The following is a 20,812-nucleotide window of genomic DNA, read 5'->3' as shown; positions in this document are numbered from 1 at the left end:
CCCAGCCGTCCATATCCTCGACACTGGCCGAATTCCCCCCCAGCCCCCCTTTAGCGAGGATCCAAGCGATGAGCACCTCCAACACGAACCCCCTCTTCGAGATCTCGGCTCGCCAGCTGATGACCCCGGATGTCCTCAGCGTTTCCGCCCATTGGGGCGTTGCCGAGCTGGCCAGCTTCTTCTCCGAATACAAACTCTCGGGGGCACCGGTACTGAGCCAGGATGGCGAGCTGGTGGGGGTGGTCAGTACCACCGACATCCTGCGCTACAGCAACAACCCCCAGTACAAAAGCGAAGTGGTGCGCAAGCGCAGCTTCTATAACGAGCAGGGTGCCAAACTGGCCAGCGAGGTGGAGGAGCTTGAGTTCTGCCGCGAACGCCAGGTCAGCGACATCATGACCCCGATGATCATCTCCATCGAGGCCGATGCCACCGTGCAGGAGATCACGGAGGTGATGGCCAGCAATAACATCCACCGGATCTTCGTCACCGATGAGAACCAGGTGGTGGGCATCGTCTCCAGCATGGACATTGTGCGACTGGTCTACCAGGCGGGCAAAGCCAGCGCCTGATCGGAGCGGCTCATGGGGTTGCGTGGCCGGCCCGGTCCTTCCACAATGAGCCCATGCGCCTTTCGATTCTTCTCCTGACCTGCCTGCTTGCGTTGGGAGGCTGTGCCACCCGCCAGCCTCCTGTCCCGGGGCTCCACGACGCCCCCGCCAGCGCAGGTGATGAGCAGCTGGGCTGGCGCCGCATCCTGATCCAGCAGCGCTGGGACCCCCAGACCACACCTGATTGGAATCTGGAACCCCTGCTCGCCGCCGAGCTACTGGGGCCCAGTATCGACCGCCACCGCCCCGGGCTGCGCTACTGGCGTTTCCACCGCCGCGCCGCCAACGATTCGGCGGGGCACCAGTTCAGCCTGCTGCTCTATACCGATGGGAATACCGCCCGCCAGCTCTACCAGGAGCTGCTTGATCACCCCTGGACCGCCGAGTTGCTGGCCACCGATATCCAGCGTATCCGCCACCGGGGCATCAACCAGAACAGCGAACCCGCAGTGGAAGACCGCAGCGATCCCAGCTGGAGCCCCGAAATGCAGCGTGCCTGGCCCGCCTACATCACCGGCGTCAGCGAGCTCTGGCTCGGGTTGATTCGTGAATACCGCTCCCAGGCGCCCGCCCCACAGAGCCTGGCCGAGGCCCGCCCCCGCTATGCCCGGATCAACCGCCAACTGACCGAGCTTTGGCAAGCCGAGGGCCAGCATGCGCTGCTGCACCACCTCAATGCCCTGTTTGGCTATCAACCCCTGCTGATCCGCTATTAGGAGCCCCCATGGAACGCGAAGGTGTCGTCAAGTACCAGGACCACCACCGTCCCACACCGCTTGCCATCGATTGTTCTCTGGAGGCGCTCAACCACTGCCGCCGGCGGATGCTCACCCTCGGCATGATCGGCCAAAGTCCCTCCCGCTACGGCGGGCTCGGATTCGGCAACATCAGCCAGCGCCTTGCTCCCGGAGAGGATGCCTTCCTCATCAGCGGCACCCAGACCGGTCACCTCGCCGAGCTGGATGCCGACAGCCTGGCGCTGGTGGAGCGCGCCGAACCGGAGCTTAACCGGCTCTGGTCACAGGGTTACTGTGCCCCCTCCTCCGAGGCCCTTAGTCATGCGGTGATCTATCAGCAGCGGCCCGAGTGCAACGCCGTGATCCATGTGCATTGTCCGCTGATCTGGCAACGGGCACAGGCGCTGGCACTGCCCTGTACCGCCCCGCAGATCCCCTACGGCACCCCCGCCATGGCCCGCGCCATCGCCGAGCAGCTGACCGCCGGGACGGGCGTCATCGCCATGCTTGGCCATGAGGACGGGGTGATCAGTTATGGCTCTTCACTGACGGAGGCGGCCGAGGCGCTGGTCCGCCTGCAGGCGCACGCCAGGGAGCTGGCCGGGGAGAACAGCCAGTGAGCCACCGCTGCGCTGCCCGGGGCCGCCTCTACCCCCTGCTGGCCGCCGCCCTCCTACTCAGCGCCTGCGCCACGGGCCCCACACTCCCGCCTCCTAAACTCAGCCACTGTGGCGAGGCGCTGGGGCAACTGCAGCGACAAGCGATCGAGGCAGGGCGGGCCGACCAGCAGGAACGGGCCTTACCCGGCTACCCCTACCTGCGCGCCGACCGTACCCTCTGGTCCCTGTTAGGGGAGCTCGACAGCGCCCCCAAACGCCAGCAGTGGTTGCAGCTGAGTGCACAGCTGGGGGCCCAGGCGCTGCGCAGCGACCACGCCAATCTGGGCAGCGCCAGCGACCTTGGGGCGCTGCTGGGGTGCCTGCCGCAGCAGAGCGCCCAGCTCGAGCAGGTGCCGGACTGGCCGCAGGCGCTGGCCAGCCACCCCTACCCCTCCAGCTATCGTCGCGAGCTGCAGGTTCTTGGGCTCTACCCCCTCAGTAAACAACTGATCCGCCTGCCGCTGGCACCACTGCACCGCCAGCTCAGCCATCGCTTTGAGCAGGGCCCCCAGCCTCCCACCGAAGACTACCGCCCCGCCGCCGCGGCCCGACCCGACCCAGCGCGGGTAACACGCTGGTTGGAGGAGGCCTACCGCACCAGCCCCCTGGGGCTACCCACCTTGAGTGAACAGCAACAACAGCAGCTGCTGGCGCAGTTTGCTCCCCTTTGGCAAATCGAGCAGCGAGGCCCCTTCGATCGCCCCGGCCGTCCCTTCTGGAAGGGAGGGCAGGCCGCCATCGACACCGCCAGCCCAACCACCTACAGCCGGCTGGGCTATAGCCGCTGGCAGGGGCGCTGGCTGCTGCAACTGAGCTACCTGGTCTGGTTCAGCGAACGCCCCCCCAGCGGCTGGCTGGATATCTATGCCGGCCGGCTGGACGGTCTCTACCTGCGGATCACCCTGGACAGCCGGGGGCGCCCCCTGCTGCTCGACAGCATCCATCCCTGTGGCTGCTACTACAGCCTTATCCCGCTGCAACCCGGCCTGCAGCTTCGCCCGGCGGGCGAGCTGGGTGAGCCCCCGCTGCTGCTGCCAACCCGGCCAGTGGAGATGGGCAAGCGTTTGCGGATCTCCATCAGTAGCGGCGACCATATGCTGGTGGGGGCGGACTGGGTCGACCCCGATCGCCCGGGAACTCCCTACCGGCGGCAGTCGGACGACGTCTTGCGCCGACTGGCCGACGGGGCGCAACGCCGCAGCCTTTACGTCCCACCCTATGGCTTGATACCCGGTACCCGCCGCGGGGAGCAGGTGCTGTTGTGGCCGAGCGGCATCACAGCACCGGGGGCACTGCGCCAATGGGGGCAGCACGCCATCGCCTTCAGCTCCGAGCGCCACTTCGATGACCCCGACCTGCTGATGCAACTGTTTCGCTGATCGCCACAGTGTCGCTGCAGATTGCCGATGCCCGCTTTCCTGCAGTAGCATGGCTCCATGAAGCCCTCATCCCCCCCGACCAAACCCTCCCAGCGCGACGCCACTCTGGACGTGGTGGGTCGTTACCATCGCCACTGGGTCGAGGGCAACCTTGAGGGGGTACTGTCGCTGTACCACCCCCGCATCACCTACGCCGACTACCTCAACCACCTGGAGATGGACGCCAGCGAGTTGCGAGACTACGTCGCCTTTTCACTACCCCATCACAACCGCGTGAGCCTTACCCACACAGACCGCATCCGAGCCGACGGTGACACCGCCTTTATCCAGTACATCTACAGTCTCACCAATGCGCGAGGTGAACAGGAAAGTTACCGCTCGAGCGAGGCGATCAGGGTGGAGGATGGCCTGATCATACGCATTGATGAGTACGCCTCTCCCCTGCGCAGTGGTGACGGCAACCCGCCACAACGTATCGGCCTCACCGACCTGTGCCTGCAGCGGCTGATCCGGGATCTGGAGAGCTATTTCCATACTCAGAAGCCCTACCTTAAGGCGGAACTCGACCTGGCGAGGGTGGCCGCCGATACCGGCTATACCCGCAACCAGGTCTCCTTCGCCCTGAACCAGGTATTGGGGTCGAGCTTTTACGATTACGTGAATAAAGCTCGCATCAACCACCTGCTCGAAATACTGGACCGGGAGCCCGGCTGCAAGGTGCTCGACAGCGCGCTGTCCGCCGGTTTCAGCTCGACCTCCACCCTCTACAAGTGCTTCAAGCAGCACACCGGCCTCACCCCCGGCGCCTATCTCAAACAGCGAAAGTCCTGATTTTCGCCCGGTCCCGCACGCAGGAAAAGTACCCCATCGGCAGGATAGACTGTGGCTCAGCCTACCCCACCACAGAGGAGACCCCATGGCGATCAGTTTCTGGTTTGATACCCTGCCCAGCACCCCGGCGCGCGCCTCCCTGCAACAGGAGCTCAATGTCGATGTGGCAATTATCGGCGCCGGTTTCACCGGGCTCTGGACCGCCTACTACCTCAAGCAGCAGGCCCCCCAGTTGTCGGTGGCGATTGTCGAAGCCGAGCAGGTGGGTTTTGGCGCCTCCGGCCGCAACGGCGGTTGGCTGATTGGCGGTATCGCCGGTGAGGGGAAATACCTGGCGCGGCTGGAGCCTGAGGCTTGTCGCGCCGGTTATCGCCAGCTCTACGGCATCATCGATGAGGTGGAGCGGGTGCTGGAGCGGGAGCAGATCGACTGCGACCTCGCCCGCGGTGGCATGATCTACGCCGCGGCCCGCTACCCGGAGCAGCTCAAGCGTATCCAGTCCGAGCTCAGGGGGCTCCACGCCGATGGCCATACGGAGGAGGATTTCCGCTGGATGGACGCTGACGAGTTGTCGAAACAGATGCGTATGCACAACGGCTACGGCGGCATCTACAGCCCCCATTGCGCAGTGATCCAGCCGGGCAAGCTGGTGCGCGGACTGGCCGACTGTGTCGAAAGGCTGGGGGTACAGATCTTAGAAAACAGCCCCGTGACGGCGGTTGAAGGCACTGACCTTAGAACCGCCCAGGGCCGTCTCCGTGCCTCAATACTGGTGCCCGCGACCGAGGGCTTCAGTGATTCACTGATGGGCATCAACCGCTACGTGCTGCCGGTGCAGAGCCTGATTATCGCCACCGAGCCCCTGGCCCCTTCGCAGTGGGAGGAGATCGGCATGGAGCGGCGCCCCGCCTTTAGCGATGGTGGCCGCCTCACCACCTACGGCCACCGCTCGGCCGATAACCGGCTGATCTTTGGTGCCCGCGGGGGCTACTGCTTTGGCGGCAAGGTGCGGCACCGGTTCTCTCTGTCCGACCCGGAGTTTCGCCTGCGCGAGGAGCTGATGCGGGAGCTGTTTCCGCCGCTGCAGCAAGCCCGAGTGACCCACGGCTGGGGCGGCAGCCTTGGCATGGCGCGCAACTTTGCCCCCTTCGCCCTCTTCGATCCCGCCACCGGTATCGCCAGCGCCGGCGGCTACGGTGGAGAGGGGGTGGGGGCCACCAACCTGTTCGGGCGCACCCTGGCGGACCTGATCCTGGGGCAGGAGAGCGAGCGCACCCGCATGCCCTGGGTCTTCACCCCCGCCAGCCACCGGCAGGCGTTACGGCGCTGGGAGCCGGAGCCGATTCGCTGGCTGACCTACCGCACCATTCTCAGCCTGTTCAGCTGGGAGGATCGCCTCTACCGTCGACAGTCGGGCCCTTCCCTGTTGAAAACGCTGGCCGGCGCCACCTGCCAGCAGCTTGAGCGTCTGATTCACTGAGCCGGGCTAGTCCAGTCGCTTGCGCAGGCTGAAGGCGCCCCGCAGGTCACCCTCGGCAAAACCCCGCGCGCGGTCGTCGGGGTAGAGCTGGTCAAGGCGGGCACTGACCTCAGGCGCCAGCTGCTGTCCGTGACAGTTAAGGCAAACGGGGCCGGTGGGGATCGCTTTCATGTAACGCAACTCCGTCCCCCCCTCCACCGCCACCCGCTCGAACCACTCCAGGCTGGCGGGCGCTTCGCCTGCCCGCTTGCGCGCCTCAAACTGCTCCAGCACCGCTTGCTCCCAGCCATCGGGCTGGTTGTCCGGGTTGCGCACCCGCAGTGAGGTGCGACCCACCGCCCAGCCACTTCGACGGGCCTGTTCGGCGGCAATCGGCGCCGCTTCGGTATGGCACAGGTCGATGGCTGCCACCGCCCCCTTCTGTTGCAACGCCGGTTTCAGGGCAGCCTGCAGCTGGCCGCCGAAGCTGGCGGCAATGGCGCGCGCAGCGGCCTGCTCTTGATCGATTTCTGCGGCCGACAGGGGCAGGCTGGTCAAGGCAGCAACCAGAGTCAGTATTCTGGGGTTCATGGGATTTCTCCGGCAGTTGGGAATAGGCCGGGCAGTGTAGGAGCAGTGCGACAACCTGTATGTAACTTTGTCACCGAAAGGGACGCCCGGGCAGGATGAGCCGCATCCACTCGAAAAAAAGGGGGGGTAGAGAACAAGAGAAAGGGTGGGAGATGAGAAGTACTCACCCCCGCCCCCTCTCCCGGAGACAACAGCCACGCTCCCGCCACAGGGGCGGGAGCAGGAGAGCGTTAATAACCGTAGGGGTTTTTCATTGGAATCTGGCAGAAGCGACCGGAATGACAGTTGACCGCCACCCACAGCTTGCGTTTGATGCGGCGGGTCTTGCGATCCGCAGAGCGCACCCCCTGCAAACGGGACTGGACCTTGGCGGAGGGGTAAACCGCCGGATCCTCCCTCACCTCGGCATCCACCAGCCTGAGGCTGGCAGGAACCGCGTTGGGGTAAGCCACATAATTGGTGTTGGCGGCTGCGGTTTCCGGCTGGATCATAAAGTTGATAAAGCGGTGGGCCAGCGCTTTCTGCTTGCTGGCGGCAGGGATCGCCATCACATCAAACCAGACCGCGGCCCCCTCGACGGGAACGTGGTAGAGCACATCAGCATTTTCCGCCTCACCCACATCGGCCAGGATATCACCGGAGTAACCCACCGCCACGCACAGTTTGCCCGACGCCAGGTCGCTACTGTACTGCGAGGTGTGGAGGTAGCGGGTATCGCCAACGGCACGCTTGAGCAGGTCAGCCGCCTCCTGCAGTTCGGCATCGTTGGTGGTGTTGACCGAGTGGCCCAGATAGACCAGCGCAGAGGCAAAGAGTTCGGATGATTCGTTCAGCAATGCAATGCCACAGCCAGAGGCCTTGTGGCGTAACTCATCGTCGTAGAGCAACGACCAGCTGTCCATCTTATTCGCGGGAATGCCGAGGGTGGAGAGCATCTTCTCGTTGACCCCCAGCCCCGTGGTTCCCCACATGTAGGGCACCGCATAACGGTTACCGGGATCCTGCATCTCCAACTGCTTCATGATTCCCTGGTCGAGCCCCGCACGCATTGGCAGCAGTTGAAGGTCCAGCGGGACGATCAGCTGACGCTCGCTGAGGAAAGGGATCATGGCGCTGGGGGGGACAATCACATCCCAGGGCTCCCTGGCGTTAAAGAGCTTGTCCAGAAACTCATCTTCGCTCTCGAACAGCTCGTAAACCAGTTCGATCCCCTGCTCCTGTTTGAACTGCTCCAGCATCGCCTCATCGACGTAGTCAGACCAGTTCAGTACCCGCAGGGTAGCCGCTTGCAACGGCAGGGCCAGCAGGAGCACCAAGGCTCCCATCAGGGTGGAAAGAGCGTTCATAAACACCTTCAATGCCGGAAATACCGACGCAATAGCAGAGTAAAAAAGTCAGTTAACCGGTCCAGTGTAGCGAAATCGGCGTAGAACATCTCTGCTATTTTTTACAGTTTGTAGTTTTTATTGGACATTTGTCACAAACCCGATGAATCCCGGTGGCATCCGCCAGCGCTTTGTGAGGACAAGATCAGTATTGGGAGAGCGGCGACCAGCCCTCCGGACGAGCCGGGGACTAACTGCTCATTAACGCCGCCCCACAGGCCAGTAACACCATGACCAGCAGGATCCACTTGAGGGTGCGCTGGCTGGCGCGGATGGCAAATTTCACACTCAGGTAGGCTCCGCTCATGCTGCCGACGGCCAGCACCAGGCCGGGCACCCAGAGCACCTGGTCGCGGGCGACAAAGACCCCCAGCGCCACCACACTGAGGGCGGCGGTGCAGACATTTTTAAGGGCGTTGGAGCGAACCAGGTCATAGCGCAGGCCTCCGGCGAGGGCCGCCAGCAAAATAAACCCTACCCCCGCCTGCACAAATCCGCCGTAGAGCCCGGCGACAAACATGCCGCCCCAGGCCATGGGCCGCTCGGCTAAGCTGAAGGGCTCTGTGCCCAGCTCGGGCACAATGGTCGCCGGCTTGAACAGCATGACCAGCGCCATGATCACCATGGTGGTCAACAGCACCGGTTTGAGGACCACCGAGGGCAGGTAGGAGGCGATCAGTGCGCCCGCCAGGGAGCCCAGCAGGGTGGGCACCAGAATCGGCACGATGGCGCTTCGCTCCAACATCCCCTGTTTATTAAAGCCGCTGGAACCGGTCAGGGACTGCAGCAGCACCGCCACCCGATTGGTAGCGTTGGCAATCTCCGGCGGCATCCCCACCAGCATCAGGGCAGGCAGGCTGAGCATCGAGCCACCGCCGGCCAGGGTATTGATAAAGCCGGATACCAGCCCGGCCCCCACCAGCGCCAGGATAACGACCAGATTCAGCTCATACTCCACGATGACCCCCTCATCCCTTGAATCGGCTGCGCGCCACCGCTTCCCCGTGGCGACAACAGCGGCAGGCGAGTGTGCGGTATCCCCGACGCCATTTCAAGTCGGCGGCAAAGGGCCTTTCTACAGAGTGGAAAAGCCCTGCAGCGCAAAGGGCGTTGGGTCAGGCGCGATAGATCCGCAAGCTGTTGGTGCCCCCCCCAACGCCCAGCTGGTCACCCCGGGTAAGGATTACCAACTCACCCTCCCGGATCGCACCGCGCTCACGCAACAGGTTCAGGGCGCGCAGTGCCAGCTCCCCTTCCGGCAGCTCCTCGATGGTAAAGGGGACCGGTTCAACCCCCCGATAGAGGGCCACTCGACGCTGGGTAGCGGGGTGGGGGGTCATGGCATAGATCGGCAAGCCGGAGCTGATACGGGACATCAGCAGCGGGGTGGTCCCGGACTCGGTCAGGCAGACGATGGCGGAGACCCCTTCGAGGTGGTTGGCGCTGTACATCGCGGCCATGGCGATGGCCTCCTCCACCGTGGAGAAGGTGGTATCCACCCGGTGGCGAGAGATGGTCACCGAACGGTGAGTCTGGGCCCCGATACAGATACGTGACATCGCTTCGACCACGCCACAGGGGTCATCGCCGGTAGCGGTCTCCGCCGACAGCATCACCGCATCCGTGCCGTCGAGTACGGCATTGGCCACGTCGAACACCTCGGCACGGGTGGGCAAACTGTTATGGATCATACTCTCCATCATCTGCGTCGCCGTGACCACCACCCGGTTAAGCTTGCGGGCACGAGCAATGATCTCTTTCTGCTTGCCGATCAGCTCAGCATCGCCGATCTCCACCCCCAGATCGCCCCGCGCTACCATCACTGCATCGGAGGCGCAGATGATGCTGTCGAGGGTGTCATCATCGGCTACCGCCTCGGCGCGCTCAATCTTGGCCATCAGGAAGGCACTGCCACCGGCCTCTCGCAGCAGGCTCCGAGCCTGCTCGATATCCTCGGCACTGCGGGGAAAGGAGACCGCCAGGTAGTCGATATCGATCTCGGCGGCGAGCACGATATCCTGTTTGTCCTTGTCGGTCAGGGCGGGCGCCGAGAGACCGCCCCCCTGCCGGTTGATTCCCTTGTTGTTGGAGAGCTCGCCCCCAACCCGCACCCGGGTGTGGATACGGCTGCCCTCGATCCGCTCCACCTCCAGCACAATGCGGCCGTCGTCCAGCAGCAGGATATCCCCGGGCTTGCTGTCCGCGGGCAGCTCCTTGTAGGCGATGCCGACACTCCCCTCATCGCCGGCCTCCTTCTCCAGCCCGGCATCGAGGCAGAAGGGGGCGTCTCGCTTAAGCACCACCTTGCCGGTGCGAAAGCGGGAGATACGGATCTTGGGACCCTGCAGGTCGCCCAGCACCGCCACGCTGATCCCCAGTCGCTGGCAGATCTCCCGCACCTGGCGGGCACGCTGGCGGTGGGAGTCGGCATCTCCGTGGGAGAAGTTCAGGCGCACCATATTGACCCCCGCCAGCAGCAACCGCTCCAGCACCACCGGATCGTCAGTGGCCGGCCCCAGGGTAGCAACAATCTTGGTCCGTCTTATCATCATTAGAACTCTCCCATTGGTTAAATTGATCCGGGGGTGCACCCGGTTTAGCGGTCACTCACCGCCGGGCTTCCGACGCGGGGCACTCCGAACACCACCGCTAACAGCGCCGCTGCGGCCAGCAGCCAACAATACCAGATACTGCCTGCCAGGCTCAGGGGCGAGAGCCCCGACAGGGAAGCGGCCAGCAGAATCTGGGCGCCGTAGGGCAGTAGCCCTTGCACCACGCAGGAGAAGATATCCAGCAGGCTGGCGCTTCGGCGCGGGTCAACCCCGTGCTGCTCGGCGATCTGTTTGGCCACCCCACCACTCAAAACGATAGCCACGGTATTGTTGGCGATGAAGAGATTACTGAAGGCCACCAGCGCACTGATCGCCCCCTCTCCCGCGCGCCGGGTGGCCATCAGCCCCCCGCGTTGGCTGAAACGGAGGATCCAGTGGGTGAGAAAACTGAGCCCCCCCTGCTGTTTCATCAGCGCGCCCAGGCCGCCGATAAACATCGACAGCAGCATGATCTCCAGCATCGATTCATAACCGCTGTAGATACTGTTGGCGAACCCGGACAAGGAGAAGCTGCCCTGCACCAGCCCGATCATTCCCGAAAAAAGGATGCCGCTGAACAGCACCACCAGTACATTGATCCCCGCCAGTGCCATCACCAGTACCGCAAGATAGGGCAGCACCAGCCACCACTTCACAGCGTCGGGTTCGCCCACCTCGGCGGCGCTGCCGAGCACGAACAGCAGGACGATGGTCAACAGTGCAGCGGGGGCGGCAATCAGCACGTTAAGGCGAAACTTGTCGCGCATCTCACAGCCCTGGGTTCGGGTGGCGGCGATGGTGGTATCCGAAATAATGGAGAGGTTATCACCAAACATCGCCCCGCCGATCACAGCCCCCACCGTCAGCGGCAAGGGGAGGCTGGCTCCCTCGGCTACGCCGATGGCGATCGGCGCCACTGCGGCAATGGTGCCCATGGAGGTTCCCATGGCGGTGGCGATAAAGGCGGCGATCACAAACAGGCCCGGCAACACCCACTGCGCCGGGATCCATTGCAGACCAAGGCTCACCGTTGCGTCCACCCCACCAATCGCCTTGGAGACCGCAGTAAAAGCACCGGCCAGCAGGAACACCAGGCACATCATGATGATATTGCTGTCGCCGACCCCCTGGAGAAAGCGCTCGACCTGCTGCGACAACGCTTCCCGCCCCAGCAATAGGGCCAGCACGATGGCAGGAATAATGGCGACCGGGGCTTTCACCTGGTAGAAGGCAAACTCGGTTCCGATACTGTGAAAATAGAGCCCCGACCCAAAAAAAATCAGTAAAAAGCAGAGCAGGGGCATGAGTGCCCAGGGGCTTCCAATCCGGGCAGGGGATGCGTTCATAGGGTCTCCAGAGAGCAGCGGCTACAGAGCCTAACCAGGTTTGATGACAGCCAAGTGTCAGCCTCTATTGTACGTGCCCGTCCCCTCTCGCTGCCAGCAGCATCCCGTTTCAGCCTGTTGCGGTTTGTTACCCACCGACGCGCAATTATTTGCTAGGATCTAGGGAGTCAGCCGCTCCCAATCAGGATGACACTTCTCCCAAGGATATCTCGATGCGAATTTCCCCAACTGTACTGCTGTGTCTCTCCCTGATTTTATCTGGCTGCCAAGCCCTGCAACCCGGCTCTTCTCCAGGCAACGACAGTGAATTGACCGCTCAACCGGCAACTGCCAGCGAATCGTCCGCAGCGGCCAAAGTACCGGCACCGCCAGCGATTGAGCCGGCCCCTGCCAGCGAGCCTGCAGCTCCGGCTGTCGAACCGGCTCCGGCGAACCCGCCCATTACGGCCAAGCCGGATATCCACCAGAAGCTGGTGATTGGAGAGGTCGAGCAGGTGCGTGTAACTCCCGGCAACTTTGTCACCGATGCCCGTATCGATACCGGCGCAACCACCACTTCGATTCACGCCTGGGATACCGTCGAGTTCGAGCGGGACGGGCAGCGCTGGGTCAAATTCAAGACCCTGGCCGCCGAGGGAGATGGCTCGCAGATTTTGGAGCGCCCCATCACACGCATCGCCTCCATCAAGCGCCACGGTGCCGAGGACGTCAAGCGCTATGCAGTGCGCATGCGGGTGACCATTGGGAACATCAGTGAACGCATTGAGGTGACCCTCGCCGATCGCAGCGAGTTTGACTACAAGGTGCTGGTCGGACGCAACCTGCTTACCGACCTCTTCGTGGTGGATGTGAGTAAGAAGCACGCAGCCGGCAACCCTTCGAAAACAGGAAAATAAGAGATGAATGCACGTGCACAGGTATACCTGCTGGCCATGATCTGCATCGTTATCGGTCTGGGACTGACCATCTATAAGCGCATTGAGCTCGGCTTTCCTCTGCTACCCGGAGAGCAGCGCCCCGTTTGGACGGTTGAAGCCAAGGTCACTTTTGATGCCGAGGATAAACCCGTCAAGGTATCCCTGGCATTACCGAATACCGGCCCGGGGGATATTATTCTCAGTCAGGACTTCACCTCACCGGGATACGGTTTCGGCTGGGATGGCCAGGGTGCAGAGCGTCGCGCGGAATGGGCCCGGCGAGAGGCTTCCGGCCCTCAATCCATTTTCTACCGTCTGCAACTGTTCCACGCCGCAAAGAATCCTGCACCACCCACTTCCGAGGCACCAGAGCCGCCGACGGCACCCGAGATGGATGCCTCTACTCGCACGGCGATCAACGCCGTGATCGATTTGGTAAAGGAGCGTTCATCGGACAACAAGACCTTCACCAATGAGCTGGTAAGGTTAATCAACAACCCTGGCAGTGGCATGAACCTTAGCTCACTGCTCAATGCCCCCCACGACTCAACCATCGACAAGAAGGTTTACCTGATGCTGAGAGTGCTGGCAACGGCGGGAGTCCCCTCCCGCATCGTGCGCGGGATCAAGCTGGAGGACGGCCGCCGCCGGGTGCCCCTCTCAGAACTGGTGGAGATTCACGATGGTAAACACTGGGTGTTGTTTAATCCCACCACAGGGGAAACCGGTCACCCCGAAAACTTTCTACTCTGGCAACGGGGGGGCGTCTCCCTGCTGGACGTCGAAGGAGGGTCCAACTCCCGTGTAACCTTCTCCATCATCGAGAATATCCGCCCAGCCAAGGCGATTGCCATCGCCCAAGGCAGGGAGCAACAAGCAACGCTGGTGGATTTCTCCATCTACAGCCTGCCGATCGAAATCCAGAATACCTTCAAGCATATTCTACTGGTTCCCATTGGTGCGCTGGTGGTCGTGCTGCTCAGGATTCTGGTGGGCATCAAAACCTCCGGCACCTTTATGCCGATCCTGATCGCCCTTGCACTGATCCAGACGACCCTGTTTACCGGGCTGGCTATCTTTCTGATCATCGTCAGCATCGGCCTCTGGATTCGCTCCTACCTGAGCAACCTCAACCTGCTTCTGGTGGCACGAATATCCGCCGTGGTGATCGTGGTCATCCTGCTGATGGCCGCCATGAGTATCCTGAGTAACAAACTGGGACTCACCCAGGCCCTCACCGTCACCTTCTTCCCCATGATCATTCTTGCCTGGACCATTGAGCGGATGTCGATCCTGTGGGAAGAGGATGGCCCCAAGGAGGTGGTGATGCAGGGGGGCGGCAGCCTGCTGGTGGCGGTGATTGCTTATCTGGCGATGACCAACCGCCTGGTCGAGCACCTGACCTTCAACTTCCCCGAACTGCTGCTTGTGCTGTTGGGCATCATCCTGCTGGTGGGACAGTACACCGGTTACCGACTCAGCGAGTTGCGCCGCTTCCAGCCCATGGTTGAGGGTCGCTAGGTGTTTTTTACCACTCCTTCCAAACTTCGTGCCCACGGTATGCTGGGCATGAACCGGCGCAACGTCGCCTACATCTCACGCTACAACAACCGCCGCTTCTATCCACTGGTGGATAACAAACTCAAGACCAAGCTGGTGGCTGAGAAAGCCCGTGCGGCCACTCCGCGGCTGCTGGCGGTGGTTGAGCAACAGCATCAGGTCAATAGGTTACAGCAGGTGCTCGAACTCTACTCCGAGTTTGTGATCAAGCCGGCGCAGGGAAGCCAGGGCAAGGGAATCCTGGTGATCACCGGCCGCGATGGTGACCATTACCTCAAACCCAGTGGTGAGCGTGTCTCACCAGCCGAGATATCTCGCCACGCCTCCAATATTCTCAGCGGGCTCTACAGCCTAGGGGGCAAGCCCGACGTCGCCATGGTCGAATCGCTGGTGCACTTTGACCACGTATTTGACGAGTTCAGCCACGAGGGGGTTCCCGATATCCGGGTCATCATCTTCAAGGGGTTTCCCGTCATGGCGATGATGCGCTGTTCAACCAAAGCCTCCGATGGCAAGGCCAACCTCCATCAGGGGGCGGTAGGGGTCGGCATCGACCTGGCCTCGGGCAAGGCACTGCACGCGGTGCAACACGATCGTCCGGTCTCGCACCACCCCGACACCGGTGCCCATTTTGCCACCCTGCAGGTGCCCCACTGGGATCGCATTTTGCCGCTGGCGGCGTCCAGCTACGAGATGACCGGCTTAGGGTACATTGGTGCCGACATCGTTCTGGATGTGCATCAGGGCCCGATGATCCTTGAGCTCAATGCGCGCCCGGGTCTGGCGGTACAGATTGCCAATGGCACGGGCCTGCTGCCCAGGCTGCGGGCGATCGAAGCACTCTCCCATCCGGACATGGAGGTCGCGGAGCGGGTAACCTGGGCCGTCGAGCAGTTTGGTGAACGCCCGGCCGGGTAGTGCCCACCGGCTTCAGACTGTCGCCCCCTGAGCGGCAAAACTAGAACTGCACCACAGTAACCGCTGTCCTGCTAGAGCCCCCTCAGGCACCGTGCTAGAGTCCCATGGCTAACTTCAGGGATGGAACCATGTTCACCTCGTTGCCAAGGATTTGGCTGGACCGCCTGGTTGCGCCGCTGGCCCTGCTCGCCCTGTTATGCCTCGAGCCCGCTGGTGCCGCTGAGCAACCGCCTATTAGCGTCGATGACCAGGCGGTGATCGATATCGTGCCCCACTTGATGTACTGGCGCACCAACCGCGGTGCGTTGGGGATCGAGCAGGTCGAGCGCGCCTACCAGCGCGGGCTGTTTAACGAAAATAACGGTTCCCCCTTCAGCCTGCCGCGCACCCGCGATGGCATCTGGCTCCGCTTTATCCTCACCCCCAGGGAGGGAGCCTCCCTCGATCGCATTCTCGAGTTTCGCCGCACCCTCTACGACCGGATGCAACTCTATGTGCCAACCGACTCCGGCTACCAGCGTTATTCCCGCGGCTACGATTACCTGAGCAACGACCCGGCGCCGGCCCTCAACCACAACGAAGTGCCGGTCCGCCTGCGTCATAACGATCTGCGTCCCTACTACCTCTACCTCGAAGACAGCCTGACCATTCGCGTTCCGGTCAAACTCTGGCAAGCCGATGCGCTTGCTCGCCAGGACAGCAACATGACCGTGTTCCTCACGGCGATCTTCACCACCATGCTGGCCTTTGCCCTCTACAACCTGCTGCTGTTTAGCTTTCTGCACGATAGCAACTACCTGCGCTACAGCCTCTACATGCTGGCCCAGTGCCTGTTTCTGATGACCCGCGATGCCACCATTTACCAGTTGAGCTGGATCTCCTGGCCCCAGTGGGGTGTCCAGCAACTGGTCTTCTGCGCCTGCCTGGCGGCGGCTACAGCGGCGCGTTTCAACCAGGGCTTTGTCAACCTGGCCCACTATGCGCCGGGCCTCAACCGGGCGATCTCCTTTACCCTGGGCTTTTTGCTCTGCATCGCAGCCCTCTGCCTGTTTAATATCCGCGAACTCGACTCGATCACCGCCAGCATCCATAACTGGGCCAACTTTATCCTCGCCCCCCTGATGGTGCTGGCCTCCTTCATCGCCCTGCGCAAAGGCAACCGCCAGGCCCGCTGGTTCCTGGCCGGCTGGTTGCTGCTGATCAGCGCCACCTTTATCGCCTCGCTAAGCGCACTGGGGCTGATCGGCCAGAATCTCTTTACCCTCTATGGGATTCATGTCGCTGCCGCGATGGAGGCGATCATCCTCTCCATCGGCCTGGCAGACCGCATCAACATCATTCGCCGCGAGCGGGACCAGGCGGAGCAGATCTCCCGCGAGGTGGATCACCGGGTCACGAGCGAGAGGAAACGCCGCCACAAGTCCGATGCCATCACCCGCTATCTGGCTTCGATCCACTCGCGCAGCTCAGAGGCGGAACTCTACCGCGAGCTGGTCAGTACCCTCTCCCAGGTAATGGAAATACGTCACTGCGCGCTCCTGCACAGCAACACCGGAAGCATCCGGGTCTATAGCCTCGGCCCGGCCATGGAGGAGATGTTCAGCCAGGAGATCAGCGGACGACTCAAACTGCTGGAGGGGGTCTCCTGCCAGGGGGAGGCGATGATTCTCCAGCATCGCAGCCACAGTCCGGGCGATACCGCCTACAACGACTCTGCATTGGTGGTGATTCCCCTCTACAGCTGGCGCCGTGAATGGTCGGTTATCCTCATTCAGCCCGAGCCGTCGCAGGAGTTTTCTCAGACCGAGCTGCGCCAGGCCTCTCATTTTTGCGAAATCATCAAAGAGCAGATCCTCAATTACCGCCGCTATCGTGTGACCGTCGATGGCACCGAAACCGAAGAGTCGGGGGTGCTGACCCGTACCGCCCTGCTCAAGCACGCACAGCGCGTCCTGCGCCAGTGGAATAAGCACGAAGAGCCGCTCTGTATCGCCCAGTGGACCCTGGGTGACAGCCTGCTCAACCGGCACCCACTCAATGACGAGGGGCAGACCGCACTATTAAAAACGCTGGTGGAGTGCTGCCACGCGCGCCTGCAGCGATCCTGTATTGTGGGACGTTACGGCCAGAATGAGATTATGATGCTGCTGCCGGGTCACGACCCCGTCAGCGCCGAGGCGCTGCTCCAGCAGCTCTACGATGACCTGCTGCTGCAACTGCAGCAGCAGCATGGAGCGCATTTCGACCTCTCGCTAGAGGTCAGTGTTGCCCACCAAAGGCAGCCGACCGATACCCTGGAAAGGTTGACACGACACCTGCAGCCTTTGACACTGGAGGGGGATCGCCATATGGCGAGCGCCTGAGCAGCCCCCGGAACAAGGCATAACCCCTTTTCCCTCGAGATTAAGCAGTAAGCAGGAGATATGGATGGAAGTTGCAGATCAGAAGCTGGATCAGTTCGATTACGAAAAGGAGCTCTCTCGTCTGCAGACTGAGCTGGTCAAAATGCAGGAGTGGGTCAAAAAAGAGGGTCTGAAGGTGGTCGTTCTGTTCGAGGGGCGCGATGCCGCGGGCAAGGGTGGCGTCATCAAACGCATTACCGAAAAGCTCAACCCGCGGGTTTGCCGGGTGGTTGCACTCGGGGTCCCGACCGAAAAGGAGAAAACCCAATGGTATTTCCAGCGCTACGTTTCCGAGCTCCCCTCCGCCGGCGAGATCGTGCTGTTCGATCGCAGCTGGTATAACCGCGCCGGTGTTGAGCGGGTAATGGAATTTTGCAGCGAAGAGGAATACGACGAGTTCATGCGCTCGTGCCCCGAGTTCGAGCGTATGTTGATCCGTTCCGGTATTTTGCTGATCAAGTACTGGTTTTCGGTCTCCGACGAGGTGCAGGAGAAACGCTTCCGGGAGCGGGTAACCACCCCCATCAAGCGCTGGAAGTTCAGCCCGATGGACCTCGAATCCCGCAGCCGGTGGGCGGAGTACTCCCAGGCCAAGGACACCATGTTTGCCTACACCGACACCAAGCACAGCCCCTGGTATGTGGTGAACGCAGATAAAAAGAAAAAGGCTCGCCTTAACTGTATCGCCCACCTGCTCAGCATGGTCCCCTACCAGGACCTCGATTACCCCTCCATCGACCTGCCTCCCATTAACAAGGAGGGTTACATCAGGACCCCGATGGATGAGCAGACCTTTATCCCCGAAAAGTACTAAACTTTGACGGTGCCCGGGCTGGACAACGCCCTGGCACCCAACCCCCAATCACAGCCAAGGTTACCCCAATGAGCACTGCCCCCCTGCACAGGCTGGTCCTGTTTCTGCTCCTGCTGGTTCTGGGAGGCTGCGCCTCGCTGCAACCGGATTACGAAAAGCCGCGCCTCAGCGTCACCAGCATCCAGCTGCTGCCAGCCGATGGCCTGAGCCAGCGATTCAAAATCGGCCTGCGTATCCTCAACCCCAATCCGAGCGAGTTGGCATTGTCGGGTATCTTTTACAGTATGAGCTTGGAGGGGTACGAATTACTGAGCGGTGCCAGTGGCCAGATCGGTACAGTACCCGCCTACGGCGAGAAAGATTTCAGTGTCACCGCGGCCACCGATGTGCTCAACGGCGCTCGCCTGCTGCACCAGTTGTTGTCCAGCCCCAGGGACAAGCTCGACTACAGTTTCAAGGGACGCCTCGACCTCAGCAACTGGTGGGTACCCAGTGTGCGCGTCGAGGAGACGGGAGAGATTCCGTTGACCGCAAAACCCTGAGACAGTCTCACAGTATGCGTATAAATACGCACTACCCCATGCCGCTGGCTGCCCTCTACAATAGTAGCGACTGCGCCGAGAGGCGCGACACTCGCCTAACATAATTTTCTAAGCCATGGCACTATTTCGCAACCGCCGCGCCTCCGATGCGCCCCGGCCGGTAATGCTGGAGGAGAAGGGCCAGCACTGGCTCAATCGCATTGTCTCGGCGCCCAATAAGGAGCCCTGGGGCGTTACCCTGGCGAGTCTTGCCTGGACCGCAGGGCCTGCCACCTACCTGGCTGCCCTCGGGGGATACTACATCGGTTACGGGGAGATGATCTCCTTTGACCGCACCCTCTACTTCATCGGCTACTCGGTGATCGCCGGTATCCTTGGCCTGACCTTCAAGCTGTTCTACAACGTCACGGCCGGTAACCGCGAAGAGACTCAAAAGCGCAAACTCACCGAAACCATCGATAAGCTGCCCGATATCATCCACCGGGTGCGGGACCTGCAACTGGAAAACCTCAGCGAGGAGACGCGCACCATCGAAGCCGCCGGCATGCTGCTCAACAAGCTCGACTTGGGCCCCGAGTGGATCAGCACCGCCGTCGAGGACCTGAGTGGCAACCTGGAGCTGGCCGGGCAGGCACGCAAGATCGAGATCTTCCGCCGCGCCGGCCTCTACCAGCGCATGCAGGATGTGATCCGCGAGGCGGCCCCCACTGCGGAGCAAGCCGCCGACACCCTGCGCCAGACCCACCCGCAGATCGCCCACAACCTTATGCAACGCATGCAGGGCATCGCCCCCAGTTCGAAGCGCGGACGCCCCCGGGATCCGCTGTTTATTGAGCGTATTCTTTCCGCCATCGAGAATGACAACGCCGAGTTGATGACCCTCAGGGATGTGGAGGAGATGCTGACCCTCTGCTTCGAGCTGATCTGTGGTCGCGAAATTGCCTACCTAAAATTCGATTACACCGGCGACTGGGATATCGCCAAGGCCTTCGATCGGCTCGAGGAGGATCGCAACGACTATCGCCTCAGCCGCGCCCGGGTCTACAGTCGCCTGCGGGCGTTGGCCTCCTACCTCAACTACTGCGATGCCAACGAAGACATCAGCAACGCCGCCGGCCTGAGTCCACAAACCCTGCTCAACGCCTCGATCGAAGCGATCGATAACCTGACCCAGGCGGTCAACGAGTTACGCAACCAGACCCTCGGGGATAACCGCCACGCCCTGGCGTTACAGATTCGTACCAACCAGCTTGAGAAAGCGGTCGAGCTTTACAATGAAGCCCGTCGTGCCTACCTGCACCTGAACCGCAACCATGAGAACTTCAGCAAGGCGATGCAGCGCTGGCAAAAGCTCACCCGGGTTCACCACAGCGACCTGCAGGCGCGAGAAAACCTCAAGCGCTCGCTGATGATCTCCGAGTGCATCATCAGCCTGGACCCGGAGGAAAAGCTGAAACTGGCCCTGCACCTGGCGAACTATTTCAGCGAGGCCAGCATCCTGTTCGGCCATAAGCACGGCCAAAACCCGGTCCTCCCCAGCCAACGACGCCTTACCGTCACCAAGGCCAAGGAGATCGCCATCGAGGTAACCCTGGCCCTGGAGCCTTATATCAAGCTGCACTCGCCCCAGGTTCAGCGCGCCATCTACAGCGCCCACTCCGCCCTTATCAGTACCATCGCCCCGGGTGCCAGCGCCAAGACCAAAGCGGGCCTGGGGGAGGCCTTGTCGCTGGAAGTGGAAAAGGACCTGGCCCAGGCGGCCGAGCGGCTGGCTCAAAACCTGATCCGCTACTACCGGGTTCCCCTCTCCCAGGGCACCATCAACTTCCTGGTCAACACCTACAACGCCAGCCGTGAGCGGCTTAACTTTATTGCCGAACACGAAGCGCCCTACAGTGGTACCTACTCTCCCCTCAACGCCACCTCGGTCAAGATCCCCTTTACCCGTAACAGCTGGCACATCAGCCTCTACAACGCCAAGCGGGTACTGGGGATGTTGAAGTAACCGGGGGCAAGGGGCGCAATTACTCCCCGCGATGCCCCCTAATCCGGTTATAATGGGGCTTTTGC

The 20,812-nt window shown here is 61.9% G+C and carries 18 protein-coding genes; 13 read left to right on the top strand and 5 right to left on the bottom strand.

All coding sequences use genetic code 11. The features are described 5' to 3' along the window. The first annotated feature begins 68 nt into the window (after nt 1-68). The 6 genes from D0544_RS02805 (at nt 69) to D0544_RS02780 (ending at nt 5,697) form a co-directional block, all read left to right on the top strand. A complete protein-coding gene (locus tag D0544_RS02805) occupies nt 69-572 on the top strand; it encodes a CBS domain-containing protein (protein ID WP_164880802.1) in 504 nt (167 codons plus the stop codon). Nucleotides 573-625: 53 nt separating this feature from the next. Continuing rightward, nucleotides 626-1,327 (top strand): hypothetical protein, encoded by a 702-nt coding sequence (locus D0544_RS02800; protein ID WP_125014493.1) that lies wholly within the window; start codon nt 626-628, stop codon nt 1,325-1,327. An 8-nt stretch (nt 1,328-1,335) separates the two neighbouring features. Further along, a complete protein-coding gene (locus D0544_RS02795) occupies nt 1,336-1,968 on the top strand; it encodes a class II aldolase/adducin family protein (RefSeq protein ID WP_125014492.1) in 633 nt (210 codons plus the stop codon). Beyond that, on the top strand, nt 1,965-3,386 hold the full coding sequence (locus D0544_RS02790) for a hypothetical protein (RefSeq protein WP_125014491.1): 1,422 nt from the start codon (nt 1,965-1,967) through the stop codon (nt 3,384-3,386). The genes D0544_RS02795 and D0544_RS02790 overlap by 4 nt, the downstream gene beginning before the upstream one ends. 57 nt (nt 3,387-3,443) lie before the next feature. Next, the gene (locus D0544_RS02785) at nt 3,444-4,217 is read left to right on the top strand and encodes a helix-turn-helix domain-containing protein (protein ID WP_125014490.1); all 774 of its coding nucleotides are present in this window, start codon (nt 3,444-3,446) and stop codon (nt 4,215-4,217) included. A gap of 85 nt (nt 4,218-4,302) precedes the next feature. After that, nucleotides 4,303-5,697 (top strand): NAD(P)/FAD-dependent oxidoreductase, encoded by a 1,395-nt coding sequence (locus tag D0544_RS02780; RefSeq protein WP_125014489.1) that lies wholly within the window; start codon nt 4,303-4,305, stop codon nt 5,695-5,697. 6 nt (nt 5,698-5,703) lie between these two features. Here the strand turns inward: D0544_RS02780 and D0544_RS02775 are convergent, their stop codons facing one another. The 5 genes from D0544_RS02775 to D0544_RS02755 form a co-directional block, all read right to left on the bottom strand. Then, nucleotides 5,704-6,267 carry a Tll0287-like domain-containing protein gene (locus D0544_RS02775; RefSeq protein ID WP_125014488.1) on the bottom strand — a complete coding sequence of 188 codons (564 nt, stop codon included), beginning with the start codon at nt 6,265-6,267 and terminating at the stop codon, nt 5,704-5,706. A 230-nt stretch (nt 6,268-6,497) separates the two neighbouring features. Beyond that, nucleotides 6,498-7,613 carry an extracellular solute-binding protein gene (locus tag D0544_RS02770; RefSeq protein WP_125014487.1) on the bottom strand — a complete coding sequence of 372 codons (1,116 nt, stop codon included), beginning with the start codon at nt 7,611-7,613 and terminating at the stop codon, nt 6,498-6,500. Between the two features lie 229 nt (nt 7,614-7,842). Then, nucleotides 7,843-8,610 (bottom strand): sulfite exporter TauE/SafE family protein, encoded by a 768-nt coding sequence (locus D0544_RS02765; RefSeq protein ID WP_125014486.1) that lies wholly within the window; start codon nt 8,608-8,610, stop codon nt 7,843-7,845. A gap of 157 nt (nt 8,611-8,767) precedes the next feature. Further along, nucleotides 8,768-10,201: a pyruvate kinase gene (gene pyk, locus D0544_RS02760; RefSeq protein ID WP_125015848.1), complete on the bottom strand. Its 1,434-nt coding sequence runs from the start codon at nt 10,199-10,201 to the stop codon at nt 8,768-8,770. Between the two features lie 47 nt (nt 10,202-10,248). Beyond that, nucleotides 10,249-11,589, bottom strand: coding sequence for a Na+/H+ antiporter NhaC family protein (locus D0544_RS02755; RefSeq protein ID WP_125014485.1), 1,341 nt, complete (start codon nt 11,587-11,589; stop codon nt 10,249-10,251). Nucleotides 11,590-11,801: 212 nt separating this feature from the next. Here D0544_RS02755 and D0544_RS02750 point away from each other — a divergent pair, with 212 nt between their 5' ends. The 7 genes from D0544_RS02750 to D0544_RS02720 all read left to right on the top strand — a co-directional run bounded on the left by D0544_RS02750 (nt 11,802) and on the right by D0544_RS02720 (nt 20,747). Then, complete coding sequence (locus D0544_RS02750) at nt 11,802-12,485, top strand: ATP-dependent zinc protease family protein (protein ID WP_125014484.1); 684 nt, start codon at nt 11,802-11,804, stop codon at nt 12,483-12,485. A 3-nt stretch (nt 12,486-12,488) separates the two neighbouring features. Beyond that, complete coding sequence (locus D0544_RS02745; RefSeq protein ID WP_125014483.1) at nt 12,489-14,027, top strand: inactive transglutaminase family protein; 1,539 nt, start codon at nt 12,489-12,491, stop codon at nt 14,025-14,027. Further along, a complete protein-coding gene (locus D0544_RS02740) occupies nt 14,028-14,984 on the top strand; it encodes an alpha-L-glutamate ligase-like protein (RefSeq protein WP_125014482.1) in 957 nt (318 codons plus the stop codon). 128 nt (nt 14,985-15,112) lie between these two features. Continuing rightward, entirely contained in the window at nt 15,113-17,347 is a 2,235-nt protein-coding gene (locus D0544_RS02735; protein ID WP_164880801.1) for a sensor domain-containing diguanylate cyclase, read from the top strand. A 64-nt stretch (nt 17,348-17,411) separates the two neighbouring features. Next, a complete protein-coding gene (gene ppk2 / locus D0544_RS02730; protein ID WP_125014480.1) occupies nt 17,412-18,200 on the top strand; it encodes a polyphosphate kinase 2 in 789 nt (262 codons plus the stop codon). Nucleotides 18,201-18,268: 68 nt separating this feature from the next. Beyond that, nucleotides 18,269-18,742: an LEA/WHy family protein gene (locus D0544_RS02725; RefSeq protein WP_125014479.1), complete on the top strand. Its 474-nt coding sequence runs from the start codon at nt 18,269-18,271 to the stop codon at nt 18,740-18,742. Between the two features lie 115 nt (nt 18,743-18,857). Then, a complete protein-coding gene (locus tag D0544_RS02720) occupies nt 18,858-20,747 on the top strand; it encodes a hypothetical protein (RefSeq protein WP_125014478.1) in 1,890 nt (629 codons plus the stop codon). Nucleotides 20,748-20,812: the final 65 nt, after the last annotated feature.

This window comes from Aestuariirhabdus litorea (assembly GCF_003864255.1).
GTDB classification, from domain to species: domain Bacteria; phylum Pseudomonadota; class Gammaproteobacteria; order Pseudomonadales; family Aestuariirhabdaceae; genus Aestuariirhabdus; species Aestuariirhabdus litorea.
The sequence above is the reverse complement of the archived record's forward strand: the minus strand, read 5'-3'. Positions and strand labels throughout refer to the sequence as shown.